Source organism: Burkholderia sp. BCC0044 (genome assembly GCF_902832955.1).
In the GTDB taxonomy this organism is placed as follows: domain Bacteria; phylum Pseudomonadota; class Gammaproteobacteria; order Burkholderiales; family Burkholderiaceae; genus Burkholderia.
In genome coordinates this window covers 1,014,498-1,037,334 of record NZ_CADFDO010000003.1, presented here as the reverse complement: position 1 = coordinate 1,037,334, position 22,837 = coordinate 1,014,498, and the positions used below count along the sequence as shown (strand labels likewise).

The 22,837-nt window shown below is 67.7% G+C and carries 26 protein-coding genes; 15 read left to right on the top strand and 11 right to left on the bottom strand.

The window, feature by feature from the left end:
* Nucleotides 1-389 precede the first annotated feature (389 nt).
* From HWX14_RS21630 to HWX14_RS21620, 3 genes are all read left to right on the top strand, one after another.
* Complete coding sequence (locus tag HWX14_RS21630; protein ID WP_175884411.1) at nucleotides 390-743, top strand: DOPA 4,5-dioxygenase family protein; 354 nt, start codon at nucleotides 390-392, stop codon at nucleotides 741-743.
* Nucleotides 744-859: 116 nt separating this feature from the next.
* Nucleotides 860-1,300, top strand: a complete 441-nt coding sequence (locus HWX14_RS21625; protein ID WP_175884410.1) for a nuclear transport factor 2 family protein — start codon at nucleotides 860-862, stop codon at nucleotides 1,298-1,300.
* Nucleotides 1,297-2,712 carry an MFS transporter gene (locus HWX14_RS21620; RefSeq protein WP_175884409.1) on the top strand — a complete coding sequence of 472 codons (1,416 nt, stop codon included), beginning with the start codon at nucleotides 1,297-1,299 and terminating at the stop codon, nucleotides 2,710-2,712. The genes HWX14_RS21625 and HWX14_RS21620 overlap by 4 nt, the downstream gene beginning before the upstream one ends.
* A 60-nt stretch (nucleotides 2,713-2,772) precedes the next feature.
* Here HWX14_RS21620 and HWX14_RS21615 read toward each other — a convergent pair whose 3' ends face one another.
* The 3 genes from HWX14_RS21615 to HWX14_RS21605 form a co-directional block, all read right to left on the bottom strand.
* Nucleotides 2,773-3,393 carry a hemolysin III family protein gene (locus tag HWX14_RS21615; protein WP_006480281.1) on the bottom strand — a complete coding sequence of 207 codons (621 nt, stop codon included), beginning with the start codon at nucleotides 3,391-3,393 and terminating at the stop codon, nucleotides 2,773-2,775.
* Between the two features lie 210 nt (nucleotides 3,394-3,603).
* Nucleotides 3,604-3,810: a YbdD/YjiX family protein gene (locus tag HWX14_RS21610; protein ID WP_006480280.1), complete on the bottom strand. Its 207-nt coding sequence runs from the start codon at nucleotides 3,808-3,810 to the stop codon at nucleotides 3,604-3,606.
* Nucleotides 3,811-3,822: 12 nt separating this feature from the next.
* A complete protein-coding gene (locus HWX14_RS21605) occupies nucleotides 3,823-5,901 on the bottom strand; it encodes a carbon starvation CstA family protein (protein WP_175884408.1) in 2,079 nt (692 codons plus the stop codon).
* 268 nt (nucleotides 5,902-6,169) lie between these two features.
* Here HWX14_RS21605 and dapF point away from each other — a divergent pair, with 268 nt between their 5' ends.
* The 7 genes from dapF to HWX14_RS21570 all read left to right on the top strand — a co-directional run bounded on the left by dapF (nucleotide 6,170) and on the right by HWX14_RS21570 (nucleotide 11,616).
* Nucleotides 6,170-6,979 carry a diaminopimelate epimerase gene (gene dapF, locus HWX14_RS21600; RefSeq protein WP_175884407.1) on the top strand — a complete coding sequence of 270 codons (810 nt, stop codon included), beginning with the start codon at nucleotides 6,170-6,172 and terminating at the stop codon, nucleotides 6,977-6,979.
* Nucleotides 6,976-7,863 carry an RNA polymerase sigma-70 factor gene (locus HWX14_RS21595; RefSeq protein WP_175884406.1) on the top strand — a complete coding sequence of 296 codons (888 nt, stop codon included), beginning with the start codon at nucleotides 6,976-6,978 and terminating at the stop codon, nucleotides 7,861-7,863. The genes dapF and HWX14_RS21595 overlap by 4 nt, the downstream gene beginning before the upstream one ends.
* A 191-nt stretch (nucleotides 7,864-8,054) precedes the next feature.
* Nucleotides 8,055-8,534 (top strand): carboxymuconolactone decarboxylase family protein, encoded by a 480-nt coding sequence (locus HWX14_RS21590; protein ID WP_175884405.1) that lies wholly within the window; start codon nucleotides 8,055-8,057, stop codon nucleotides 8,532-8,534.
* Nucleotides 8,535-8,597: 63 nt separating this feature from the next.
* Nucleotides 8,598-9,002 carry a cupin domain-containing protein gene (locus tag HWX14_RS21585; RefSeq protein WP_175884404.1) on the top strand — a complete coding sequence of 135 codons (405 nt, stop codon included), beginning with the start codon at nucleotides 8,598-8,600 and terminating at the stop codon, nucleotides 9,000-9,002.
* Between the two features lie 109 nt (nucleotides 9,003-9,111).
* Nucleotides 9,112-10,116, top strand: coding sequence for a LysR family transcriptional regulator (locus HWX14_RS21580; RefSeq protein ID WP_175884403.1), 1,005 nt, complete (start codon nucleotides 9,112-9,114; stop codon nucleotides 10,114-10,116).
* Between the two features lie 205 nt (nucleotides 10,117-10,321).
* Complete coding sequence (locus HWX14_RS21575; RefSeq protein ID WP_175884402.1) at nucleotides 10,322-11,077, top strand: SDR family oxidoreductase; 756 nt, start codon at nucleotides 10,322-10,324, stop codon at nucleotides 11,075-11,077.
* Between the two features lie 23 nt (nucleotides 11,078-11,100).
* On the top strand, nucleotides 11,101-11,616 hold the full coding sequence (locus HWX14_RS21570; protein WP_175884401.1) for an Ohr family peroxiredoxin: 516 nt from the start codon (nucleotides 11,101-11,103) through the stop codon (nucleotides 11,614-11,616).
* Between the two features lie 61 nt (nucleotides 11,617-11,677).
* On the opposite strand, the gene HWX14_RS21565 is transcribed toward HWX14_RS21570, so the two are convergent.
* Together HWX14_RS21565 and HWX14_RS21560 are read right to left on the bottom strand one after the other, a co-directional pair.
* Nucleotides 11,678-12,106, bottom strand: a complete 429-nt coding sequence (locus HWX14_RS21565) for a PRC-barrel domain-containing protein (protein WP_175884400.1) — start codon at nucleotides 12,104-12,106, stop codon at nucleotides 11,678-11,680.
* Between the two features lie 399 nt (nucleotides 12,107-12,505).
* Nucleotides 12,506-13,636: a 3-deoxy-7-phosphoheptulonate synthase gene (locus HWX14_RS21560; RefSeq protein WP_077219626.1), complete on the bottom strand. Its 1,131-nt coding sequence runs from the start codon at nucleotides 13,634-13,636 to the stop codon at nucleotides 12,506-12,508.
* A 284-nt stretch (nucleotides 13,637-13,920) separates the two neighbouring features.
* Here HWX14_RS21560 and HWX14_RS21555 point away from each other — a divergent pair, with 284 nt between their 5' ends.
* Complete coding sequence (locus HWX14_RS21555) at nucleotides 13,921-14,475, top strand: hypothetical protein (RefSeq protein WP_175884399.1); 555 nt, start codon at nucleotides 13,921-13,923, stop codon at nucleotides 14,473-14,475.
* A 27-nt stretch (nucleotides 14,476-14,502) separates the two neighbouring features.
* On the top strand, nucleotides 14,503-14,928 hold the full coding sequence (locus HWX14_RS21550) for a hypothetical protein (RefSeq protein ID WP_175884398.1): 426 nt from the start codon (nucleotides 14,503-14,505) through the stop codon (nucleotides 14,926-14,928).
* Nucleotides 14,929-15,019: 91 nt separating this feature from the next.
* On the opposite strand, the gene HWX14_RS21545 is transcribed toward HWX14_RS21550, so the two are convergent.
* Complete coding sequence (locus HWX14_RS21545; RefSeq protein ID WP_175884397.1) at nucleotides 15,020-15,730, bottom strand: YceH family protein; 711 nt, start codon at nucleotides 15,728-15,730, stop codon at nucleotides 15,020-15,022.
* A gap of 409 nt (nucleotides 15,731-16,139) precedes the next feature.
* Here HWX14_RS21545 and HWX14_RS21540 point away from each other — a divergent pair, with 409 nt between their 5' ends.
* Nucleotides 16,140-16,901, top strand: a complete 762-nt coding sequence (locus tag HWX14_RS21540) for an SDR family oxidoreductase (RefSeq protein WP_175884396.1) — start codon at nucleotides 16,140-16,142, stop codon at nucleotides 16,899-16,901.
* Between the two features lie 17 nt (nucleotides 16,902-16,918).
* On the opposite strand, the gene HWX14_RS21535 is transcribed toward HWX14_RS21540, so the two are convergent.
* Genes HWX14_RS21535 through HWX14_RS21525 form a run of 3 tightly spaced genes read right to left on the bottom strand, consistent with a single transcriptional unit; the run spans nucleotide 16,919 to nucleotide 19,349 of the window.
* On the bottom strand, nucleotides 16,919-17,623 hold the full coding sequence (locus HWX14_RS21535; RefSeq protein ID WP_175884395.1) for an MOSC domain-containing protein: 705 nt from the start codon (nucleotides 17,621-17,623) through the stop codon (nucleotides 16,919-16,921).
* Nucleotides 17,620-18,516 (bottom strand): dihydrodipicolinate synthase family protein, encoded by an 897-nt coding sequence (locus HWX14_RS21530; RefSeq protein ID WP_175884394.1) that lies wholly within the window; start codon nucleotides 18,514-18,516, stop codon nucleotides 17,620-17,622. The genes HWX14_RS21535 and HWX14_RS21530 overlap by 4 nt, the downstream gene beginning before the upstream one ends.
* A gap of 50 nt (nucleotides 18,517-18,566) precedes the next feature.
* Nucleotides 18,567-19,349, bottom strand: coding sequence for an aldolase (locus HWX14_RS21525; protein WP_175884393.1), 783 nt, complete (start codon nucleotides 19,347-19,349; stop codon nucleotides 18,567-18,569).
* 134 nt (nucleotides 19,350-19,483) lie between these two features.
* Here HWX14_RS21525 and HWX14_RS21520 point away from each other — a divergent pair, with 134 nt between their 5' ends.
* Nucleotides 19,484-20,026 (top strand): XRE family transcriptional regulator, encoded by a 543-nt coding sequence (locus HWX14_RS21520; protein WP_175884392.1) that lies wholly within the window; start codon nucleotides 19,484-19,486, stop codon nucleotides 20,024-20,026.
* A gap of 41 nt (nucleotides 20,027-20,067) precedes the next feature.
* Nucleotides 20,068-20,805, top strand: a complete 738-nt coding sequence (gene hutC / locus HWX14_RS21515) for a histidine utilization repressor (RefSeq protein WP_175884391.1) — start codon at nucleotides 20,068-20,070, stop codon at nucleotides 20,803-20,805.
* Nucleotides 20,806-20,887: 82 nt separating this feature from the next.
* Here hutC and HWX14_RS21510 read toward each other — a convergent pair whose 3' ends face one another.
* Both HWX14_RS21510 and HWX14_RS21505 read right to left on the bottom strand, forming a co-directional pair.
* The gene (locus HWX14_RS21510; RefSeq protein WP_175884390.1) at nucleotides 20,888-21,736 is read right to left on the bottom strand and encodes a phytanoyl-CoA dioxygenase family protein; all 849 of its coding nucleotides are present in this window, start codon (nucleotides 21,734-21,736) and stop codon (nucleotides 20,888-20,890) included.
* Nucleotides 21,737-21,767: 31 nt separating this feature from the next.
* On the bottom strand, nucleotides 21,768-22,568 hold the full coding sequence (locus tag HWX14_RS21505) for an ABC transporter substrate-binding protein (protein ID WP_175884389.1): 801 nt from the start codon (nucleotides 22,566-22,568) through the stop codon (nucleotides 21,768-21,770).
* Between the last annotated feature and the right edge of the window lie 269 nt (nucleotides 22,569-22,837).

The window sequence follows — 22,837 nt, the reverse complement described above, 5'->3', positions numbered from 1 at the left end:
TTATTTTCAGCCGCGCATTCGGCGTGCGAGCCGCGTCATTCGCGAATCCATTCGAAATGGAATTTCTTTATTTCATTCAACGATCTGATCGGATTTTTACCAGCGATCCGACGGGGCGCTCGACCCGCTCTTTCAATTTCCGAAATGACGTGTTGCCGCTGCGATTCCGGCCGGCGCGCCTGCCCACAAGGCTTCCGGCGGGATATCGCGCATGCGGATAGCGCCGACGCGATTTCGTCGGGTCGTTCGATTCTTCTGATGCAGGACAAATCATTCGCATCGGCGTGCCGGATCGGGACACGACGCAAGCGGCAAGGACGCGCGATAATCACGCATCGGCCGTTTCGCATGGCCTCTCACGCATTCTTCATTTTTAATCGAGTCTCTTCATGGCTGCCCTCGACACTACCGCCATCGACAGCTGGCACGCGCACGTCTATTTCGATGCGGCGAGCCGCGACGCGGCCTGGGCGTTTCGCCAGGTCGTCGACGCGCGGTTCGGCGCGGTCATCGAACTCGGGCGCTTTCACGAACGCCTCGTCGGCCCGCATCCGGCCTGGTCGTACCAGATCGCATTCGACGCCGCGCGCTTCGACGACATCGTGCCGTGGCTCGTGCTGAACCACGGCGCGCTCGACATCTTCCTGCATCCGAATACGCACGACGAACTGCGCGACCATCGCGATTGCGCGGTGTGGATCGGCAAGTCGTATACGCTCAATCTCGACGCGCTGACCGGCTAACGGCCGACGCCAACCGCCTTCGCCCCAGCAGACATCCACGTTTCGGGTCGACGTGAAACGTCCCGCGGCGGCGCGCCCCTACAGTGGTTTCCGTGATCGACTTCCGGAAACCCGCCATGACACCCGCCAACACCGACGCCGACGCCCGGCGCATCCATGAAGACTGGCACACCGCCGTCGTCGCCCGCGACTTCGACGCGCTGATGTCGCTGTATGCCGACGACGCGGTGCTCGAAACCCCGCTCGTCGTCGCCACGCTGCCCGAACACGGCTCGGGCGTGCTGCACGGCAAGGCCGCGATCGGCGCATTCTTCGCGGCCGGCCTGCGCAATCCGGACAACAAACTCGGGCGCTGGTACCGCACCGGGCTGTTCTTCTCGAACGGCCGCCAGCTCGTCTGGGAATACCCGCGCGAGACGCCGGACGGCGACCAGGTCGATCTCGTCGAGGTGATGGACCTGCGCGACGGATTGATCGCGCATCATCGCGTGTACTGGGGATGGGTCGGGTTCAATGCGCTGCGGGCCGCCGCCTCGCCGGCGCACGGGCGCGCATGACGGCCGCCGCTCCGGATCGGGCCGCCGCGCGCCGCGTGCTCGCCGCGACCTGCGTGAGCTATACGCTCGTGCTGCTCGATGCGTCGATCGTCAACGTCGCGCTCACCGACATCGCGCACACGTTCGGCAGCCGCGTGGCCGGCCTGCAGTGGATAGTGAACGCTTACACGCTCGCATTCGCGAGCCTGCTGCTCACGGGCGGCACGCTCGGCGACCGGCTCGGCGACCGCACCGTCTATGTGACGGGGCTGGCCATCTTCGTCGCCGCGTCGGCCCTGTGCGGCGTCGCGTCGACCCTGCCGGCGCTCGCGGTCGCCCGCGCGTTGCAGGGCGTCGGCAGCGCGATGCTGGTGCCCTGCTCGCTCGCGCTGATCAACCGCACGTTCCCCGCGCCGGCCGCGCGCGCGTCGGCGATCAGCCTGTGGATGGGGTGCGGCGGCATCGCGATGGCGTCGGGTCCGCTGATCGGCGGCTTGCTGATCGATCTGTTCGGATGGCGCAGCCTCTTCTTCGTGAACCTGCCGCTCGGGCTCGCCGGCATCTGGCTCGGCCGCACGGTCACGCGCGCCGCCGTCGATCGGTCGCGACAGTTCGACTGGGGCGGGCAGGCGGCGGCCATCGTCGCGATCGCGGCGCTGATCGGCACGCTGATCGAAGGCCCATCGCTCGGCTGGCGCTCGGCGCCGATCATCGGCGGCGCGGTGGCGAGCGTCGTCGCGTGGATCGCGTTCATCGCGATCGAGGCGCGGCGCCGCGAACCGATGCTGCCGCTCGCGTTCTTCCGCAACCGGCTGTTCGCGGGGTCGACGTTCGTGTCGATGGCGTCGGCGTTCGTGTTCTACGGCTTGCTGTTCGTGCTCAGCCTGTTCTATCGGCAGGTTCGCGGTGCGGGCCCGCTCGACACGGGGCTCGCGTTCCTGCCGATGACTGCGATGGTCGCGCTCGGCGGGCTCACCTCGGGGCGGATCGTTGCACGCTTCGGCGCGCGCGGGACGATGTGCGCGGCATTCGGACTTTATGCGGCCGGCGCGCTCGGGATGACGGCCATCGGCGCGACGACACCCGGCTGGCTCGCCGTCGCGCCGATGCTCGCGATCGGCTTCGCATCGGGCTTCATCTCGCCGGCCGCGACGTCGCCGGCGCTCGGGACGGTCGATCGGCACCGCGCCGGCGTGGCGGCGGCCGTGCTGAACGCGGCACGGCAAAGCGGATCGGCGCTCGGCGTGGCGATCTTCGGTGCGTGCATCGCGACGCTGCAGCCGTTTCCGGTGGCGATGCAGGTGGTGCTGGCGTTGGCGGCCGGATTGTCGGCGCTCGCCGCGCTGACGTGGTGGCTCACGGTGCAGGCGGCGGCAACCGCCGAAGTAACGGCCGAAACGACCACGCATCCGCGCGCCGCCGCGCGCCGATAGCGCCTTCCCCCGGCCGGCACGCCGCTCGCCGGCGGTTATCGGGTCAACGCGCGATGCCGCTCACGCGACATACATCGCGACACTGACGAACTGGCACAGGCTGCCGGCCAGCACGAACAGGTGCCAGATGCCGTGCCCGTGACGAATGCGTTCGTCGTTGATGAAGAAGTAGATCCCCGCGCTGTAGATCACGCCGCCGGCCACCAGCCACGCGGTGCCGATCGGCGGCAGCGCATGGATCAGCGGACGCACGGCGACGAGCGCGAGCCAGCCCATCAGCACGTAGAGGATCATCGACAGCAGGCGCGTGCGGCGCCCGAGCGTGAGTTCCTGCACGATGCCGAACACGGCGAGCCCCCAGCTCACGCCGAACAGCGACCAGCCCCACGGGCCGCGCAGCGTGACGAGCGTGAACGGCGTATAGCTACCGGCGATCAGCAGGTAGATCGCCGCATGGTCGCATTTCTGCAGGATCGCCTTCAGGCGCGGGTTGCGCACGCTGTGATACGCCGTCGAGATCGCGTAGAGCAGGATCAGCATCGCGCCGTACACGCTGAAACTCACCACCTTGTACGGGTCGCCTTCGAGTGCGCCCATCGTCACGAGCGCGACGAGACCGGCCACCGACAGCACCGCGCCGACGAGATGGGAAATGCTGTTGAAACGCTCACCGACATGCACGACGTGTTCTCCTGCGGTCCATCGGGAAAAGAAAGAGCCCTCATGATACCGGGGGCCGGATGCCACCGCGCTGCGCCCGGGCAAACGACGCGCACGCGCCGTGCCGATGCGCGCCACCGGCCCGCCAAAGAAAAAAGCGCCGCGACAACCGTCGCGGCGCTTCCGTTTCGATAACCGAACCGATTCGTCAGGTCATTGCAACGGCCCGGTTCAGCAACACTTCCCCGCTCCCGACCCGTACCGCGCATTCTGACGCTCGCGGAAGAATTCCTCGTACGTCATCGGCTCGCGGTCCGGATGGGTTTCGCGCATGTGCGCGACGTAGGTGTCGTAGTCGGGCAGGCCGACCATCAGCCGCAACGCCTGCCCGAGGTAACGCCCCGCGCTGCGCAGGTCGCTGCCAAGATCGCTGAACATCGCGGCCTCCCCTCAACGTCCGGTGCCGAGCGCCTGCGCGGCCGGCATCGCTTCGTACGGCGTCTCGCGCACGGTCGGCTTCGACTCGCGGCGCGCGCGCAGCACGGCGATCACGCCGTACACCGCGATGGCCACGACGACGAAGATGAACAGCCCGGCCAGCGCCGCATCGATGTAGTCGTTGAAGATGATCCGCTTCATCTGCGCGATCGACTTCGCCGGCGCGAGCACCTTGCCTTCGTCCACCGCGGCCTGCAGCTTCGCGGCGTGCGCGAGGAAGCTGACCTTCGGGTTCGCGTCGAAAATCTTCTGCCAGCCGGCCGTCAGCGTGCAGATCAAGAGCCACGCGGTCGGCACCATCGTCACCCATGCGTAGCGCTCGCGCTTCATCTTGAACAGCACGACGGTGCCGAGCACCAGTGCGATCGCGGCGAGCATCTGGTTCGAGATGCCGAACAGCGGCCACAGCGTGTTGATGCCGCCGAGCGGATCGACCACGCCCTGATACAGGAAGTAGCCCCACGCGGCCACGCACAGCGCGGTGGCGACCAGGTTCGCCGGCAGCGACTCGGTGCGCTTGAGCGCCGGGTGGAACGTGCCGAGCAGATCCTGCAGCATGAAGCGGCCCGCACGCGTGCCCGCGTCGACGGCCGTCAGGATGAACAGCGCCTCGAACAGGATCGCGAAGTGATACCAGAACGCCATCATCGCTTCGCCGCCGATCACCTGGTGCAGGATGTGCGCCATGCCGACGGCCAGCGTCGGCGCGCCGCCCGCACGCGCGATGATCGTCGTTTCGCCGACGGCCTTCGCGGTCTGCGTGAGCATGTCGGGCGTCAGCACGAAGCCCCATTGCGTGACGGTGTTCGCGACCGCTTCCGGCGTCGAGCCGAGCACGGCGGCCGGCGCGTTCATCGCGAAGTAGATGCCCGGTTCGATCACGCACGCGGCGACCAGCGCCATGATCGCGACGAACGATTCCATCAGCATCGCGCCGTAACCGATGAAGCGCGCGTTGGTTTCGTTGTCGATCAGCTTCGGCGTCGTGCCCGACGAGATCAGCGCATGGAAGCCGGACACCGCGCCGCACGCGATCGTGATGAACAGGAACGGGAACAGGTTGCCCGACCACACCGGGCCCGAGCCGTCGACGAACTTCGTCAGCGCGGGCATCTTCAGTTCCGGTGCGACGACCAGGATGCCGATCGCGAGGCCGAGGATCGTGCCGATCTTCAGGAACGTCGACAGGTAGTCGCGCGGCGCGAGCAGCAGCCACACCGGCAGCACCGACGCGACGAAGCCGTAGCCGATCAGGATCCACGTGAGCTGCGTGCCGCTGAACGTGAACCATGCGGCAACCGCCGGCGAAGCGGCCACGTTCTGACCGAACGCGATCGCCGCCATCAGCCCGATGAAGCCGATGATCGACACTTCGCCGATGCGGCCCGGACGGATGTAGCGCGTATAGACGCCCATGAACAGCGCGATCGGAATCGTCGCGGCGACGGTGAACGTGCCCCACGGCGAATTGGTCAGCGCCTTCACGACGATCAGCGCGAGCACCGCGAGGATGATCACCATGATCAGGAACGCGCCGAACAGCGCGATCACGCCGGGCACCGTGCCGAGCTCCATCTTGACGAGATCGCCGAGCGAACGGCCGTCGCGGCGCGTCGAGATGAACAGCACGATGAAGTCCTGCACCGCGCCGGCGAACACGACGCCGGCCAGGATCCACAGCATGCCGGGCGTGTAGCCCATCTGCGCGGCGAGCACGGGGCCGACCAGCGGCCCGGCGCCGGCGATCGCGGCGAAGTGGTGGCCGAACAGCACGTACTTGTTGGTCGGCACGTAGTCGAGGCCGTCGTTGTACTTGACCGCCGGCGTCATCCGCAGCCCGTCGAGCTGCATGACCTTGCTGGCGATGAAACGACTGTAGAAGCGATACGCGATCAGATACACGCAGACTGCGGCGATCACGATCCAGAGGGCACTGACGCGTTCGCCGTGCGCGAGTGCGATCGTGCCGAATGCGAACGCGCCGAGCAGCGCGACCGCGATCCATAGCAGGGTACTGGAAGCCCGATTCATGGCGTCTCCTGGTCTCCAATGTGTTTTTGAGTGGATGCGGCGAGGGGCCGAACCCGCGTGACGTCGATGCGTCGTGCCGCGGCTCGTGAAGGCCGCGGCGATGGGCCGTAGTATTCCGCGCGACGGGGGCTGCTTACAAGCGGATAACTACGTATGACGGTCTACGTAGAATTACGTAGATGCCTGTCGCCGGCCCGCCGTCAGGCCGCGATTGCCCGCGACCGGCGAGCCACGTACAGTATTTGCCTGCCTCCATTCCGGAACCGCCATGCCGATCGCATTTCAGAAGTTGAACGCGAATGGCGATGACTTCGTCATCGTCGACCTGCGCGGTCAGGAACCCGATCGCGCGCATCCCATCGACGGCGACCTCGTGCGGCGCATGGGCGATCGGCATCGCGGCATCGGCTTCAACCAGCTCGCGGTGATCTCGGACGGCGACGACGCAGCCGCGCGCGTCGCGTTCTGGAACCCCGACGGCTCGGCGCTCGATACGTGCGGCAGCGCGACGCGCGGCGTCGCATGGATGCTGATGCGGGAAACCGGCGCGGCGTCGGTCGTGTTGCGCACGAATCGCGGCCGCCTGCATTGTTCTCGGGATGCGGACGGGCTGATCAAGGTCGAAATGGGCACGCCGCGGCTCGGCTGGCAGGACGTGCCGCTCTCGGAAGCCATCGACACGCTCGCGCTGCCGCTGCCCGGCGCGCCGGCCGCATGCAGCATGGGCAATCCGCACTGCACGTTCTTCGTCGACGATGTCGGCACGATCGACATCGAAGCGCTCGGCCCGGCCATCGAAGCTCATCCGCTGTTTCCGCAGAAAACCAACGTGCATTTCGTGCAGGTCATCGATCGCACGCACATTCGCCTGCGTATCTGGGAACGCGGCGGCAGCGTGCCGCTCGGCTCCGGCTCGTGTTCGTGCGGCGCGGTGGTCAACGGCATCCGGCGCGGGCTGCTCGACGACACCGTCCGCGTGACATGCGATGGCGGCGACGTCACCGTTCGATGGGACCGCGCCGGCAGCGTGTTTCTGAGCGGGCCCGTGACATTCGGGTTCAGCGGAGTGTGGCTGTGACGACCGACGACGCACAAACCTTCCACGCGCTGCGCCCGCGCCTGCAGAAGATCGCGTACCGGATGCTCGGTTCCGTCGCGGATGCCGAGGACATCGTGCAGGACGTGTGGCTGCGCTGGCACGACGCGGCGCGCGAGCGCATCGAGAACGCCGAGGCGTGGCTCGTCGCGGTCACGACGCGGACGTCGATCGATCGCCTGCGGGCGGCGAAGCTCCGGCGCGAGCACTACACGGGTATCTGGCTGCCCGAACCGGAGCTCGGCGAATCGCCCGCGACGCCCGAGGAAATGACGGAGCGCGCGAACGACGTATCGGTCGCGTACCTGCTGTTGCTCGAACGGCTGACGCCGGAAGCGCGCGCGGCGTTCCTGCTGCATGAAATCTTCGAATTCGACTACGACCGGATCGCCGACGCGATCGGCAAGAGCGAAGCCGCGTGCCGGCAGCTCGTCAGCCGGGCGCGGGCGCGGCTGCGCGACGATACGCAGCCGCGGCATGCGGTGCCGCACGAAACGCATCGCCGGCTGCTGCAGACGTTCACGCATGCGCTCGCGCACGGCGACTTCCCGTCGATCCAGGCGCTGCTCGCCGAAGACGCAATGCTGATCGGCGACGGCGGCGGCCACGTCCAGAGCTTCCCGAAACCGATGGTCGGCGGCCGGCGGATTGCGCAACTGTTCTATGCGACGTGGTTGCGCTGCGGCAGCGGTGTCGAGATGCGACCGGTCGTGCTGAACGGCCAGTGGGCGATGCTGCGCTTCATCGACGGGCAACTCGAAGCGGCGATGTCGTTCGAGACCGACGGCACGCGCATCGGCCGGATTCTCGTGCAGCGCAACCCCGACAAGCTCGCGCGGATCGCGGCCGCCTGCGGCGTCAACTGACGCGTGCATCGCGCGGCGGCGCCGGCCGCGCTCGCCGTCGAGCGCGGATTGGTGCAGCGCGCGCAACACGATGCGTCCCTGTGCGTGGCTACCGCGCGCCGGCCCACCCTCCTAAGATGATTTCGCGCGGCGCCCTGCCGCCCACGACACCCGCGCAACGCGGGCCAGCCTCTTCGTCGCCAGGAGAAATCATGACGCAGCGTATCAACTACATTCAACAGTCGCCCGAGCTGTTCAGGAAATTCCTCGAACTCAGCAACCTGCTGCGCAGCAGCGCGATCGAGGAATCGATCCGCGATCTCGTGTCCGCCCGGGCGTCGCAGATCAACGGCTGCGCGTTCTGCGTCGACATGCACGTGAAGGAAGCGCGCATCCATGGCGAGCGCGAACTGCGCCTGCATCATCTGGCGACGTGGCGCGAATCGACGCTCTTCTCGCCGCGCGAGCGCGCCGCGCTCGCATGGACCGAAGCGCTGACGACGCTGCCCGCGCACGGCGTGCCGGACGACCTCTACGACCGCGTGCGCGGCCAGCTTTCCGAAAAGGAATTGTCGGACCTGACGTTCGAAGTGATCGCGATCAACGGCTGGAACCGCGCGAACGTCGCGTTCCGGACCGTGCCGGGTTCGTCCGACAAGGCGTTCGGCCTCGACAAGGCGAACCTCGCCTGACGGCCGCCCGCCGCCCTCTCTCGCTGCCGGCCGTCGGCCGGCGGCCCATCGGAAGCCACCACCATGATTCGCATGAAACACGTGATCGCATCCGCGCTCGTCGTCGCGGGCGCCGCGACCGGCGCCGTTCGCGCGGCGCCGTCGGCCATCGTCACGCCGCTGATGACGAAGCCGCTCGACGCGTACCCAGGCAAGGAAGCGCAGATGATCTCCGTCGAGTATCCGCCCGGCGCGGTCGACCCGGTGCACCGCCACCACGCCGAGGCCTTCGTCTATGTCGTCGAAGGGTCGATCGTGATGCAGGTGAAGGGCGGCAAGCCCGTCACGCTGACACCAGGCCAGACCTTCTACGAGGGCCCGAACGATCTGCACACGGTCGGACGCAACGCGAGCCGGACCCGGCCCGCGAAGTTCATCGTGCTGCTGTTGAAGGACCAGGGCGCGCCCGTGCTCGTGCCGGAAAAATAACCGGCTCGCACGCCGCCGCGCCTCTTTTGAAAAAATGCGGCGGGCGGTGTCACAGGCGGCAGCGCTGAAACGTCTAGTCGCATACGGACACCACGATTCCAGCGCCTCCATGCCTGACACTTCCATCCGCCGCCCCGATGCCGACGACCCGTTCGCGCGCAGCTTCTCGACCTGCTATGCCGGCGTGGTCACGTTCCTCGCCGTCGTCACCGAGGGCAGCTTCGCGCGCGCCGCCGATCGCCTCGGCGTCGGCCGCTCGTCGGTCAGCCGCCACGTGCAGCGGCTCGAGGACCGGCTCGACGCACGCCTGTTCCAGCGCACCACCCGCAGCATGTCGCTGACGCGCGAAGGCGAGCTGTTCTACGAAAACTGCCGGCCCGGCATCGAGCATCTGGCGCAGGCGCTCGAGGACATGCGCGAGCTGCGCAGCGGGCCGCCGAGCGGGCACCTGCGCATCGGCTCGACGCCGGGCTTCGGCCGCAAGGTCATCGCGCCGCTGCTACGCGATTTCCACGCGCGGTATCCGGACATCACGCTCGACCTGCTGCTGAACGATCGCCCGGCCGATTTCTCGGCCGACCGCATCGACGTCGCGTTTCGCGACGGCCGCATGGAGGACAGCGCGATCGTCGCGCGCCGGCTGATTCCGATGCAGATGATCGTCTGCGCGTCGCCGTCGTACGCGCACCGGCACGGCTTGCCGCGCCACGTCGACGACCTCGCGCAGCATCGCTGCATCAACCTGTGCACCGCGTCGGGCCGCGTGACGGAATGGGAATTCAGGATCGACGGGGTGACGCAGCAGCGCCAGCTCGCCGCGCATCACACGTTCAACGACATCGATCTCGTCGTGCGGGCGGCGCTCGACGGGCTCGGCATCGCGCAACTGCCCGCGTACCAGGTGTGCGACCTGCTCGCCGACGGCCGGCTGGTGAGCTGTCTCGGCCAGCACGCGCCGGACGACGGCGGCCACTATCTCTGCTACCTGAGCCGCAAGCACCTGCCCACGCGCATCCGCGTGTTCATCGACTACATGATCGAACAGACGCGAGCGCGCGACCTGCAGTGCCTGACGACGATGACGACGCTGGCGCCGCTGGAGGCGGTCGATTGATGCATTCACGGCAACATGGTGAGGGCTTGCATGCCTCTACCGGATCGCGCGGCGCATGCCTACGATGCGGGCTGTTCGACAGGCATGCGAATACGGCGCTGCGCCGTTCGGCAAGGTACCGGCCCGATCGCCCGAACGCGATCGGCGCCGGTTTCGGCAGGTTCAAGCGGTGCGCATGTCGCGCGCCCGTTCAAGGAGAGCAATCGTGAAAATCGTCGTGATTGGTGGTACCGGCCTCATCGGCAGCAAGGTCGTCAGGAACCTGATCGCACGCGGCCACGACGCGGTGGCGGCCGCGCCGTCGACGGGTGTCGATACGATCACGGGCGCGGGACTGGACCACGCGCTCGCCGGCGCGGAGGTCGTCGTCGATCTCGCGAATTCGCCGTCGTTCGAGGAAGCGGCCGTGAGGGCGTTCTTCGAGGCGTCGGGGCGCAACCTGTTCGCCGCGGAGCGCGCGGCCGGCGTGCGCCATCACGTCGCGTTGTCGGTGGTCGGCACCGACCGGCTGCAGCAAAGCGCGTATTTCCGCGGCAAGATCATTCAGGAGAATCTGATCCGCGAAGCCGGCGTGCCGTACACGATCGTGCGTTCGACGCAGTTCTTCGAATTCGTCGGGGCGATCGCGCAGGCCGGCGCGCAAGGCGACACGGTCCGGTTGACCACCGCGCACTTCCAGCCGATCGCCTCCGACGACGTCGCGGCCGCGGTGACCGACTTCGCGCTCGACGCGCCGCGCAACGGCATCGCCGAAATCGGCGGCCCCGAGCGCGTGCGGATCGCCGATCTGGTCGAGCGCTTCCTGTCGGCCACGCACGACGCGCGCAAGGTGACGCGGGATGCGGGCGCCGACTACTTCGGCGCGGTGCTGCAGGACGACACGCTCGTGCCGGCGCCCGGTGCACGCCTCGGCACGACGACCTTCGACGCGTGGTTCCGGCAGAACGCGCTCGCGCGCTGAGCGCTGCAGCCGGATCGCACACCATGACGCCGCTGCGCCCGCCGCCGTTGTCGCTGCTCGACCGGTATCGCGGACGAGAACCGCAGACGCTGTACTCGACGACGGTGACCGTCACGGGCGGTGCGGCCGAGCACGGCCGCGCATCGGGCGTCGCGCGTTCCGACGACGGGCGGCTCGATGTCGAGCTGCGCCTGCCGCCGGCGCTCGGCGGCTCCGGCGACGGCCTCAACCCGGAGCAACTGTTCGCCGCCAGCTATGCGGCATGCTTTCACGGTGCGCTAAGCCTGCTGGCTGCACGGGCAGGCGTGTCGATCGCCGGCGCATCGGTGTCCGCGTCGATCGACTTCTGCCGCGATCCGGTGGACGGGCTGTTCATGCTGAACGCGAACATTCGGGTGCGCCTGCCGGGCGTCGAGCGCGCGGTGGCGGAAGAGCTCGTCCGCAATACGGAGCGTTTCAGTCCGTATACGAAGATGGCGCACGAAGGGATCAGCCACGTCGTGGCGCTCGCGCCGTCGGACGACACATCGAAACGCTGAGCAAAAATGAAAATGCGGCGCCCGCCGCATCGCGCAACGGGCGCCGCATCGATACGACGGATCAGTGCTTTTCGTCGAGCTTCTTCGGCTTCGGCGGCGACGGCACCTTCGCGTACTGGAACGCCGGCGTGGCCTTCAGCGCTTCCTTGGTCGCACCCGGCAGATAGATGTTGCCGTTGCGGATGTCGAGCGACGCGATCGGCACCGCGACGTCGTGCGCAGCCACGCCGAGGAAGCCGCCGGCCGACACGATCGCGGCCGACACCGAGCCGTCCGGCGCGACGATCAGGTCGCGCACCTTGCCGACTTTCTGGTTCTCGTCGTTGTACACGGTCTTGCCGAGCACGCTCTTCTTCACGCTCCAGCCTTCGAGCAGCGCCTGCGATTGCTCGACGGTCACGCTGATCGGCTGGGCGCCCGCGATCTGCGCATGCGCGCTGACGCTGGAGGCGAGGACGGTTGCTGCGATGAGGGTCTTGTAGAACTTCATATGCGTTGCACTCCGGTTCGGTTGTTGTTGATTCCGGGAGCGAAGCGGCGGGGACGCAACGGCCGATCGGTGAGCGGCCCGCGGTTGGCCGCCCCGCGCTTCGTCGGTCGCGTCGCGGCCGGCCGCGCCGCCACGACATGTGTGCGTGGCGGACCGGCGTGGCCGGCCCGCAGCGTGCAACACGTCTTTCATGGTAGCGGCATTCGCCGGATCGTGCGTTCAGCGTGCAACGTGGCAGGCGGGGCGAGCCGGATCGGGATCAACGGTCGTGCAGATAGCCAGGGCGCGCGGCGTGCAAAAATGGCGCCGCGGCCTGTCGATCAGGACAACCTCGCAGACGAGCGCCCGATCCTCGCGGCGCATCGAACCATGCGGCGGATGCCGCGCCGCCACGCTGCGTCACGCATTCCGCGAATACACCCTGCGATGCCGTACGGCTTCCGCCAGCACATCGAGCACCGGCTCCGTCTGCGTCCAGCTCAGGCACGCGTCGGTAATCGACACCCCATACTGCAACGGCACGCCCGGCTTCAAATCCTGCCGGCCCGCTTCGAGATGGCTTTCCACCATCACGCCGACGATCCGGTGCTCGCCCTGCCCCAACTGCCGCGCGAGATCCTGCGCGACCTCGATCTGCCGCTCGTGCGACTTGTTCGAGTTCGCATGCGAGCAGTCGACCATCACCTGCTCGCGCAAGCCGGCCTTGCGCAGCACCGCGCAGCTCGCCTCGACGTGCTCGGCATCGTAGTTCGGGCCGTTCTTGCCGCCGCGCAGGATCACGTGCGCGTCGTCGTTGCCGCGCGTCTCGAAGATCGCGGCCATCCCCATCTTCGTCATCCCCATGAACGCATGGCTCGCGGCCGCGGCGACGATCGCGTCCGACGCGACCTGCACGCCGCCGTCGGTGCCGTTCTTGAAGCCGATCGGGCAGCTCAGCCCCGACGCGAGCTGACGATGGCTCTGGCTCTCGGTCGTGCGCGCGCCGATCGCACCCCACGCGATCAGGTCGGCGATGTACTGCGGGCTCAGCAGGTCGAGGAATTCGGTCGACGCCGGCAGGCCGAGCGCGTTGATGTCGAGCAGCAGTTGCCGCGCGGCGCGCAGCCCTTCGTTGATGCGGAAGCTGCCGTCGAGGCGCGGATCGTTGATGTACCCCTTCCAGCCGACCGTCGTGCGCGGCTTCTCGAAGTACACGCGCATCGTGATCAGCAGGTCGTCCTTCAGCGCATCGGCGGCGGCCTTCAGGCGGCGCGCGTAATCGAGCGCCTGGTCGTGATCGTGGATCGAGCACGGGCCGACGACGAGCAGCAGCCGGTCGTCGCGGCCGTGCAAGATGTCGCCGATCGCGCGGCGCGTATCCTCGACGAGCGTCTGCGTGGCAGCCGGCACCGGCAGCTCGTCGAGCAGCAGCGCGGGCGAAATCAGCGGACGCACGGCGCCGATGCGGACGTCGTCGATGCGCGTGGTGTCCTGCGTCGCGTCGGCGCTGCCTACCTCGCGATCATGGGAAGGATTGTCGAGGTTCTGCATGGTGATTCTCCGGGGGACGTCTGTCTGGAATGTTGGGCAGGCTCGATTATGGCACCCGCGCGGGGTGGTCGCGGGTGGCGGCGGGGGAAGGCGGGCGGGATCGACACGACGGTCGCAAAGTGACGGCGATCGGGGCCGCCGGCCATTCGGCCGAGTGGCCGCGTGTCACGCAGTGCCGTACGATCGTGGCTGTCCGCTGCCGATGCGGCCCGTCGTTCGGCGCAGGTGGCACGCTGCGCCACTTGCCTGCGATTGATCGTTCACCCCTTGCCCGACACGCCACGATGACCGTATCCGACCTGCTCAGCGCCATCCGCCAACCCTACGCCGACCTGCTCGCGCAAGCGGCCGCGCAGCCGGCGGCCGTCGTCGAACCGGCCTACCGGAAAGCCGACGGCACGCTCGCCACCGAAGGCCCGCTCGCGCTGCCATGCCGTGCCGACACCATCCATACCGAGGGCGAAACGGCCGGCCAGCCGGCGATGATCGATTCGACCACGCAGCTGGATTTCGAACCGTTCGCGTTCGAGCTCGAAACGGCTGCCGTATCGATCCGGCCGTTCGTGTGGGACTGGGCGACGATCGAAGCCGAGGGGCTCGGCGAAAGCACTGCCAACGACGCCTTCAAGGCGTGGTTCCTCGCGTGGTTCGACGTGGACGACGCGAACACGCCGGCCGAAGACGGGCTGCACGGCATCATTCACTACCTGTCGGAACCGGTTCGCACGGAACAGGGCTGGCGCATCCACGCGGATCTCGGCTCCGCGCCGGAAACGGCCGTCGAGGATCTGCTGTTCCGGCTCGTCGATGCGGGCGCGACGCGAATCAGCATTGGCTGAAGCACTTTCCACTACGGACAGACGAACATGAAAAAAGCATTCGCCGCGTTGCTGCTGGTGTGCAGCGCATTGCCCGCGTGGGCCGAAGTCAGTACCGAAGTGCTGTGTTTTCAGACGAACGGAGACAAACCCGTGCGCTTCGAATTGCGCACGTATTACGACGACGTCGCCAAGTGGCAAGGCGGTGTCGTCCGGTATGCGAAGTCGAAGACGGCGATCCCGCTGCTGTTCAAGCACGAGGATCACGAAGAACTGGCGGAGGGCCGCCCGTACCAGTTCACGACCACGTGGTGGGAAATGGTCGACGGCAAGATCAACGGCGAGTACGAGATGACGAGCCAGGGTGCGATCGTCTATTCGATGACGTACACCAATGCACGCACCGGCAAGAAAACGGATTTCGCGTGGGCGCAGAACGTCGATGCATCCGCGAAGACGGGGTGCCGCTGGTAATGCGGCTTTGCGCACGGTTGCGGAGCGGGCTCGTCACCCGGCGCACGCGGGCGCGCCGGTGTCACTACGTTTCAGGTGCTTTGAGCCTCGATCACCCCGCGTCGCCCGGCGCGTCGACATCGATGCCGAGTTCGCCCGCCATCCGCTGAACCAGCGCATTCAGGCGCGCCACTTCGTCCGCGAGGCGCTTCTGTTCGGCCTTCAGCGCCTCGAATTCGGAAGGCGGCACCGAATCCGCGCCGCCGCCTGCATCCGCGCTCGCGAAGTCGGCCATGTTCACTTCGCCGCACATCAGGTGCATCCAGCGGTTCTCGCGCGCGCCCGGCGCACGCGGCAGCCGGACCACGAGCGGCTGCGCGCGCGCCGCGAGTTCGTCGAGGAACGCCTCGACCGACGAGATGTCCGCGAAGCCGTGCAGGCGCGCGCTGTTCAGGCGCAGCTCGGCGGCCGTCTGCGGGCCGCGCAGCAACAGGATCGTCAGCAGCGCGATCGCCTGGCTCGGGATGCCGAGCACGCGGTTCATGTTGTGCTCGAAACGCGGCACACGGCTGCTGCTGCCTTCCATCACGAGGCTCAGGTGCTTCAGCCCGTCGAGCGCGGTCGTGACTTCGTCCTCGCTGACGTTCATCACCGGCGAGCGCGCGGTTTTCTGGTTGCAGCCCGCGGTCAGCGCGTTCAACGACAACGGGTAGGTGTCCGGCACCGTGTGCTGTTTTTCGACGAGCACGCCGACAATGCGGGCCTCGAGGGGCGTGAGTTCGCGAAGGGCGCGGGGCGTGGGCGTATCCGGCGTGGTGTTCATGAGTGGCGTCGCAGCGTGCAGCAGGTGAAGGGGAAACGGTCGCGGCCCGCGCGGCTTCGCGCACGGGCGAGCCATATGATAGCTCGCGACGCGCGGCCCGGCGCCGCTGGCCGCGTCGGCGCGCGCACGTGCCGCAGCGGGCTTTCGTCCGACGTAGCGGCGCGCCCGATCGCACGCGGTGCAACGCAACGATGCATGCGCACAGCGCCGCAGATTCGGCCTTCGCGCACGCCCCGGCGTTTGCGCGATGCACATGCGGGCGCTACGATAAGCGTTCATCCCGATATCAGCGGCGCCGCGCGCGACCGTCTTCGCACGTCGATACCACGCATCACCCGCCCCGAATGCGCTGCCGCCGTGCGTGCGCGCCGCTCGTCACTACCGTTCACCCCCTCACCGGTTCACCGCCATGACTGCATCTTCTCCCGCACACGTACGCGCCATCGTCACCGGACACACCCGCGGCGTCGGCGCGGCGCTCGCCGAACAACTGCTGCAGGAAGGCATCGCCGTACTCGGCGTGTCGCGCAGCCGTCATCCGTCGCTCGCGTCGCAAGCCGGCGAGCGCTTCGCCGAAGTCGAACTCGACCTGTCAAATTCCACGGCCGTCGCAACCTGGCTGGCCGGCGACACGCTGCGCCGCTTCGTCGACGGCGCGTCGCTCGTGCTGCTGTTCAACAACGCGGGTATCGTCGACCCGATCGGCCCGCTCGCCGCGCAGGACCCGGCGATCGTCGCCCGCGCGGTCGGCCTGAACGTCGCCGCGCCGCTGATGCTGTCGGCCGCGCTCGCGCAAGCCGCCTCGGCCGCGACCGAATGCCGGATCGTGCACCTGTCGAGCGGCGCGGCGCGCAACGCGTATGCCGGCTGGAGCATCTACTGCGCGACCAAGGCCGCGCTCGATCATCATGCGCGCGCCGTCGCGCTCGACGCGAACGGCGCGCTGCGGATCTGCAGCGTCGCGCCGGGCGTCGTCGATACGGGCATGCAGGCGACGATCCGCGCGACCGACGAAGACAACTTCCCGATGCGCGAGAAATTCGACCAGTTGAAGTCGAGCGGCGCGCTCGCCACGCCCGAGGCGACCGCCCGACAGCTGATCGGCTATGCGCTGAGCGACGCATTCGGTAACGAGCCGACGGCCGACGTGCGCAACCTGCCAACGAAGTAGGCATCGGCCGCGGCCCGTCATCCTTCGAGCCGCTTCGTCCAGTCTTCGACCTGCCGCTCGATCCGGCGCTTTTCGAGCATCTTGCGCCAGCCGGGCGGCAGCAGCGGCACGTCGCACAGCGCATCGAGCGCGGCCATGTCGAGCGTGCGTCGATACAGCACGTCGAGCACCGTCGACAGCGGCCATTGCGGGTAGCGGCGCGCATGCAGCGCCAGCACATCGCCCGCCGCCACCCAGCCTTCCTGCAGCACGCGGTAGTACCAGCCAGTCCGGCCGCTGTCCTGCACGAGCGCCGCCATGCGCGGATGGTCGAAACGCGCGTTGAGCTTCCAGCACGGCTGCCGCGACTGCGACACCTGAAGCACCGCACCGCCCAGCGTGAACACGTCGCCGAGACACACGTCGTGCTCGGTGATGCCGCGCGTCGACAGGTTCTCGCCGAACGCGCCCGGCCGTGCGAGCACGTCGCGCGCGCCGATCTGCCCGGCCCACCACGGATAGTGATCGTGCGCATAGTGGTGAACCGCCTTGTCGGCGCCGCCGTGATGCCGCGCATCGGCCTGCTCGTCGCCGGCAAAGCCGAGCGCGCCCAGCCACAGGCGCGCATCCGCCGGCTGCTTGTCGATCGCGCTCGCGTGCGGCGTGCCGGCCAGCGGCCGGCTCGTGCCGATCCGCACCGCGTCGACGGCGGCCGCGATCGCCGGCCGTGTGTCGTCGCTCATGCCGCGACACCGTCCGGCAGCGCCGCGAGCAGGCGCTCGAGTTCGCGCGTGCGTGCGTCGCCGAGCGGCAGCAGCGGCCGCCTCGGTTCGCCGGCGTCGAAACCGCGCAACCGCAGCCCGGCCTTCACGGTCACCGGCAATCCGCCGTTGACGATGAACTGCAGCAACGGCAACTGCGCGTGAAAAACCGACCGGGCGCGCGCGAGATCGCCGGTGCGCATCGCGTCGAACAACGCGAGCGGCAACGCGGCATTCAGGTTCGGCGCGGCCGTGCACCATCCGGCCGCGCCCGCGGCCAGCGCGGCGAGCGCCATCGGATTGCTGCCGTTGTAGAACGGGATCGTCCCGTCGCTCAACTGCGCGAGCCGGTGCATCCGGCCGATGTCGCCGGCGCTCTCCTTGACCATCGTCACGTTGTCGACGGTCCGGCAGATCGTCGCGATCAGGTCCGGCGACATGTCGACGCCGCTCGTCGCCGGGTTGTTGTACAGCATGATCGGGATGCCGATCGCATCGCCGATCGCGCGGTAGTGCGCGACGATCTCGTCGTTGCCGAGCTTCCAGTACGACACCGGCAGCACCATCACCGCATCGGCCCCGGCCTGTTCGGCGAAGCGGGCACGGCGCACCGCGCCCGCCGTGGTGAGATCGGAAATCCCGACGACGGTCGGCACGCGCCGGCGCACCGCGCGAATCGATGCGGTCGCGACGGCCTCCCATTCGGCGTCGGACAGGTAGGCACTTTCGCCGGTACTGCCCAGCGGCGCGATCGCGTGAACGCCGTCGGCGATCAGGCGTTCGATCAGCGCATCGAGCGCGTTCAGGTCGACACCGCCGTCGGCGGAGAACGGCGTGACCGGGTAGGCAATGATGCCTTTCAGCAGGATGGACACGATCGGTATTCCTCAATGATTGACTGACAAGATTGAAACGGCGTACTCGCTTACGCGACGCAATCCCGATGCGTACGCAACGCGCGGCGCGCGTAGTAGTCGAACGTCACCGCATCGCGCTTCGGCTTCGAGATCCAGTCGTGCGCTTCGCGCGCCAGCGCCGGCGGCACCGGTTTGATCTCGCCGGCCGACATCGCGAGCAGTTGCAGCTTCGCGGCGCGCTCGATCAGCAACGCGAGGATGCATGCCTCCTCGATCGTCTTGCCGACCACGAGCTGGCCGTGATGCGACAGCAGGATCGCGCGCTTGCTGCCGAGCGCCTTCGAGATGATCTCGCCCTCCTCGTTGCCGACCGGCACGCCCGGCCAGTCCTTCAGGAACGCGCAATCGTCGTACAGCGGGCAGGTGTCCATGTGCGACACGACGAGCGGCTGCTCGAGCATCGACAGCGCCGCGACGTGCGCCGGATGCGTATGGATGATGCAGTTCACATCCGGGCGCTCGCGATAGATCCACGTATGGAACCGGTTGGCCGGATTCGGAATGCCTTCGCCGTCGACGACGTCGAGATCCTCGTTGACGCGCAGCAGGTTCGCGGCCGAGATCTCGTCGAAGCCGAGCCCGAGCCGCTGCGTGTAGTACGTGCCGGCCGCATCCGCACGGCAGGTGATTTGCCCGGCCAGGCCCGAGTCGTGGCCGGCGTCGAACAGGATCCGGCACGTCAGCGCGAGCTTTTGCCGTGTGGACCAGCCGCTGTCGCCCACTTCGTTTTCAAGACGCCGCTCTGCCAGCGCGACCAGCGCTTCCTTCGTCAAATTCAGCGTTTCCGCCATGTTCGCCTCCTGAATGAACCGGGTCTGCCGCGCCGTCCGCAGCCGTTTCCCCGGGCATAGGTGACACACGATACACCGAATGACACTTTGTGTCATGCGTTACAATCGGTTTTTCGAAGGACACCTGCCGCCCCATGACGATTCGCCTGAAGCTGCTCAGAAAACAGAAGGGCTGGACGCTCGACGTGCTGGCCGACGAGACCGGCCTCACCAAGAGCTACCTGTCGAAGGTCGAGCGCGGCCTGAGCGTGCCGTCGATCGCGGTCGCGCTGAAGCTGTCGAAGGCGCTGAACGTCGACGTCGAGCAGCTGTTCTCGGAAAGCAGCAACCGCGAGCTGATCACGGTCACGCGCGCCGGCGAGCGCACCGCGATGGGCGCGGCGGCCGACAGCCATGCGCACCGCTTCGAGAGCATCGCGGCCGGCGTCGCGCCGAAGAAGATGCTGCCGTTCGTCGTGCATCCGCCGCACGAATTCGTCGCGTCGACGTTCCGCGAGCATGAAGGCGAGGAATTCCTGTTCGTGCACAAGGGGCGCGTCGAAATCGAGTTTCCGAACGAGACGGTGCAACTCAGGGCCGGCGATTCAGTCTATTTCAACGCACTCATCCCGCACCGCACGCGCAGCCTCGGCACCGCGCAGGCGGAGATCCTGGTCATCGTCAGCCACGACGACTAGCCTCGTCACTTCTCGTCACTCTTTCGCGCAAGGATCTTCCGATGGTCACCAAGGCCACCGCACCGTTCCAGCAGATCAAGACGCTCGTTCGCCAGAACGTCGAGTCCGGCGACTGGCGCCCCGGCGACCGCATCCCGTCCGAGCTCGATCTCGCCGCGCAGTTCGGCGTCGCGCGCATGACGGTCAACCGCGCGCTGCGCGAGCTGACCGAGGAAGGCGTGCTCAAGCGCATCGCGGGCGTCGGCACCTTCGTCGCCGAGGTGAAGCCGCAGTCGAACCTGCTGATGATCGCGCACATCCGCGACGAAATCCGCGCGCGCGGGCACGAATATCGCTGCCGCGTGCTGAGCCGGTCGAGCGAACCCGCGTCGTTCGACGTCGCGGCCGCATTCGGCCTGCCGGTCAATACGCCGGTCTTTCACGTGGTATGCGTGCACGAGGAAAACGGCCGCCCGATCCAGCTCGAGGATCGCTACGTAAACCCGGCCGCCGCGCCCGGCTTCATCGATCAGGATTTCCAGACCGAGCCGCCGTCCGAGTACCTGTACAACAACGTGTCGCACTACGAACTGGAAATCGAGCACGTCGTCGACGCGTCGCTGCCGACCGGCGAGCAGGCGCGGCTGCTCGACATGCGCGCCGACGAGCCGTGCCTCACGCTCACGCGCCGCACGTGGACGGACGGGCTGCCCGTCACGTTCGTGCACTTCCTGCATCCGGGCAATCGCTACCGGCTCGGCTCGCGCTTCAAGCCGGGCGCAGGGCGCCACCCGACCTGATCGTTCAGCGTATGCACCCGAACGCACGGCGGCCGTTTCGTCATGAAACGGCCGCCGCGTTCGTTACCTCGACGCACGAGCGTCAGATCACGCCGACCTGCCCCGCGTCGCGCGACCACACCACCGGAAACAGCGGATGATCGAGCGGCGCGCCGTCCGGCAGTTGCTCCGCGAGCCCGGGGAAATCGGGCGACGTCTTCCAGCGGCGCGGCGCATGCCGGACATCGTCGCCGACGAAGCGGATCGAGAACGCGCGCCGGCGATTCTGCGTGCCGCCCGACGCATGCAGCGTCAGCATCCGGAAGCACACCATGTCGCCGGGCTCGAGCGCCCAGTGGCGGATCGGGAAGGCCGCGCGGTCGGCTTCGATGTCGGGCAGGTCGGCGAGGCTGCCTTCCGGGAACCACTTCGCCTCCTTGTCCATGAACGTGCGCGGCATCAGCCACGGCCCGCGATGCGAGCCCGCGACGAATTCCAGCGTCGATTCGAGCGGCACCGGATCGACCGGAATCCACATGCTGACGTTGTCGTCGCCTTCGATGTTGTAATACGGCTGGTCCTGATGCCACGGCGTGCGCTGCCGCGTGCCGGGCTCCTTCACGAGCAGGTGGTCGTGATGCAGCCGCACGTGGTCCGTGCCCATCAGCGCGGCGGCGACCGACGGCGCCGGCGAGCGCACGATGAAGTCGCGATACGCGTCGTTGTGCTGCCAGTTGCAGAAATCCTCGAAGAACCAGCCGGGATCGTCAGGCCGGCTCGCGACTTTCGCGCGTTCGCTCGGCTGCGCGAGGTTCGCGTCGATGCCGGCCCGCAGCGCGGCCACTTCGTCCGGCGAAAAGATGCCCTTGATGCAGACCGCGCCTTCCTCGCGGAACGCGGCGATCAGTTCGGGCGTCACGGCTTGCGCGACGCGGTCGTGGATACTCGTCATGGTGTGCCTGTCGATCGGATGAGTCACGGGGTCACGGCGCCGAAGTCAGTTGCTTGGCGCCGTAGATGTCGAAGTCGAAGTATTTCGCGGCGATCTTCTGGTACGTGCCGTTCGCGCGGATCGCGACGATCGCGTCGTTCAGCCGCTTCTTCATGTCGGCGTCGCCCTTGCGTATGCCCATCGCGACGCCGTAGCCGGTGATCCGCGCGTCGGTCACGTCCGCGCCCGCGAACGCGTAGCCCTTGCCGCGCGGCGTCTTCAGGAACGAGTAGCCGGCCTGCGTCTTGTCCTGAAAGGTCGCGTCGAGGCGGCCATTCACCAGATCCTGATACACCTGGTCCTGATTCTGGTACGAGACGATCGTCACGCCCCTCGTCGCCCATTCGGCCTTCGCATACGCCTCCTGCGTCGTGCCCTGGTCGATCCCGACGCGCTTGCCGGCGAGCGACGCGGCGGTCGGCAGCAGCTTCGAGCCGACCGGCGCGACGAGCGCGCCCGGCGACGCATATAGCTTGTTCGAGAAGTCGATCTGCTTGAGCCGCTCGTCGGTGGCCGTCATCGCGGACATGATCACGTCGAACTTGCGCGCGCGCAGCGCCGGGATCATGCCGTCGAAGCTTTGCTCGACCCACACGCACTTCGCATGCAGCTGCTCGCAGATCGCATTGCGCAGGTCGATGTCGAAGCCGGCGAGCGAGCCGTCGGACTGCTTCGCCTCGAACGGTGGATACGTGGGGTCGATACCCCAGCGGATCGTCGACGCGTCCTGCGCGAACGACACGAGCGGCGCGAACGCCAGCGCGGTGACGAGGAGCTTTGCGGTGCGGTTCATGGCGGGTCCTTGTGAGTCTCGACGCGGCGGGCGATGCCGGCGTACGGTGGGGGCGACGCGACGGGATGCCGGCGCGGGGGTGCGAAAGACGAGGGACTTCGATGAAACTGCGTTGCAGTCTAGACCGCTTGATTTTTGAGCGCAAGCGTGGAGATCAAGAACAGAAAAGGTAAAGACGGGCACGAACCCGAAGGCCAGCGCGGTGCTTGATTTACAGACGATAAGCCGGGAATTTCGCGTGTTTACCCTGCGCGATGCGTATTCGCCAC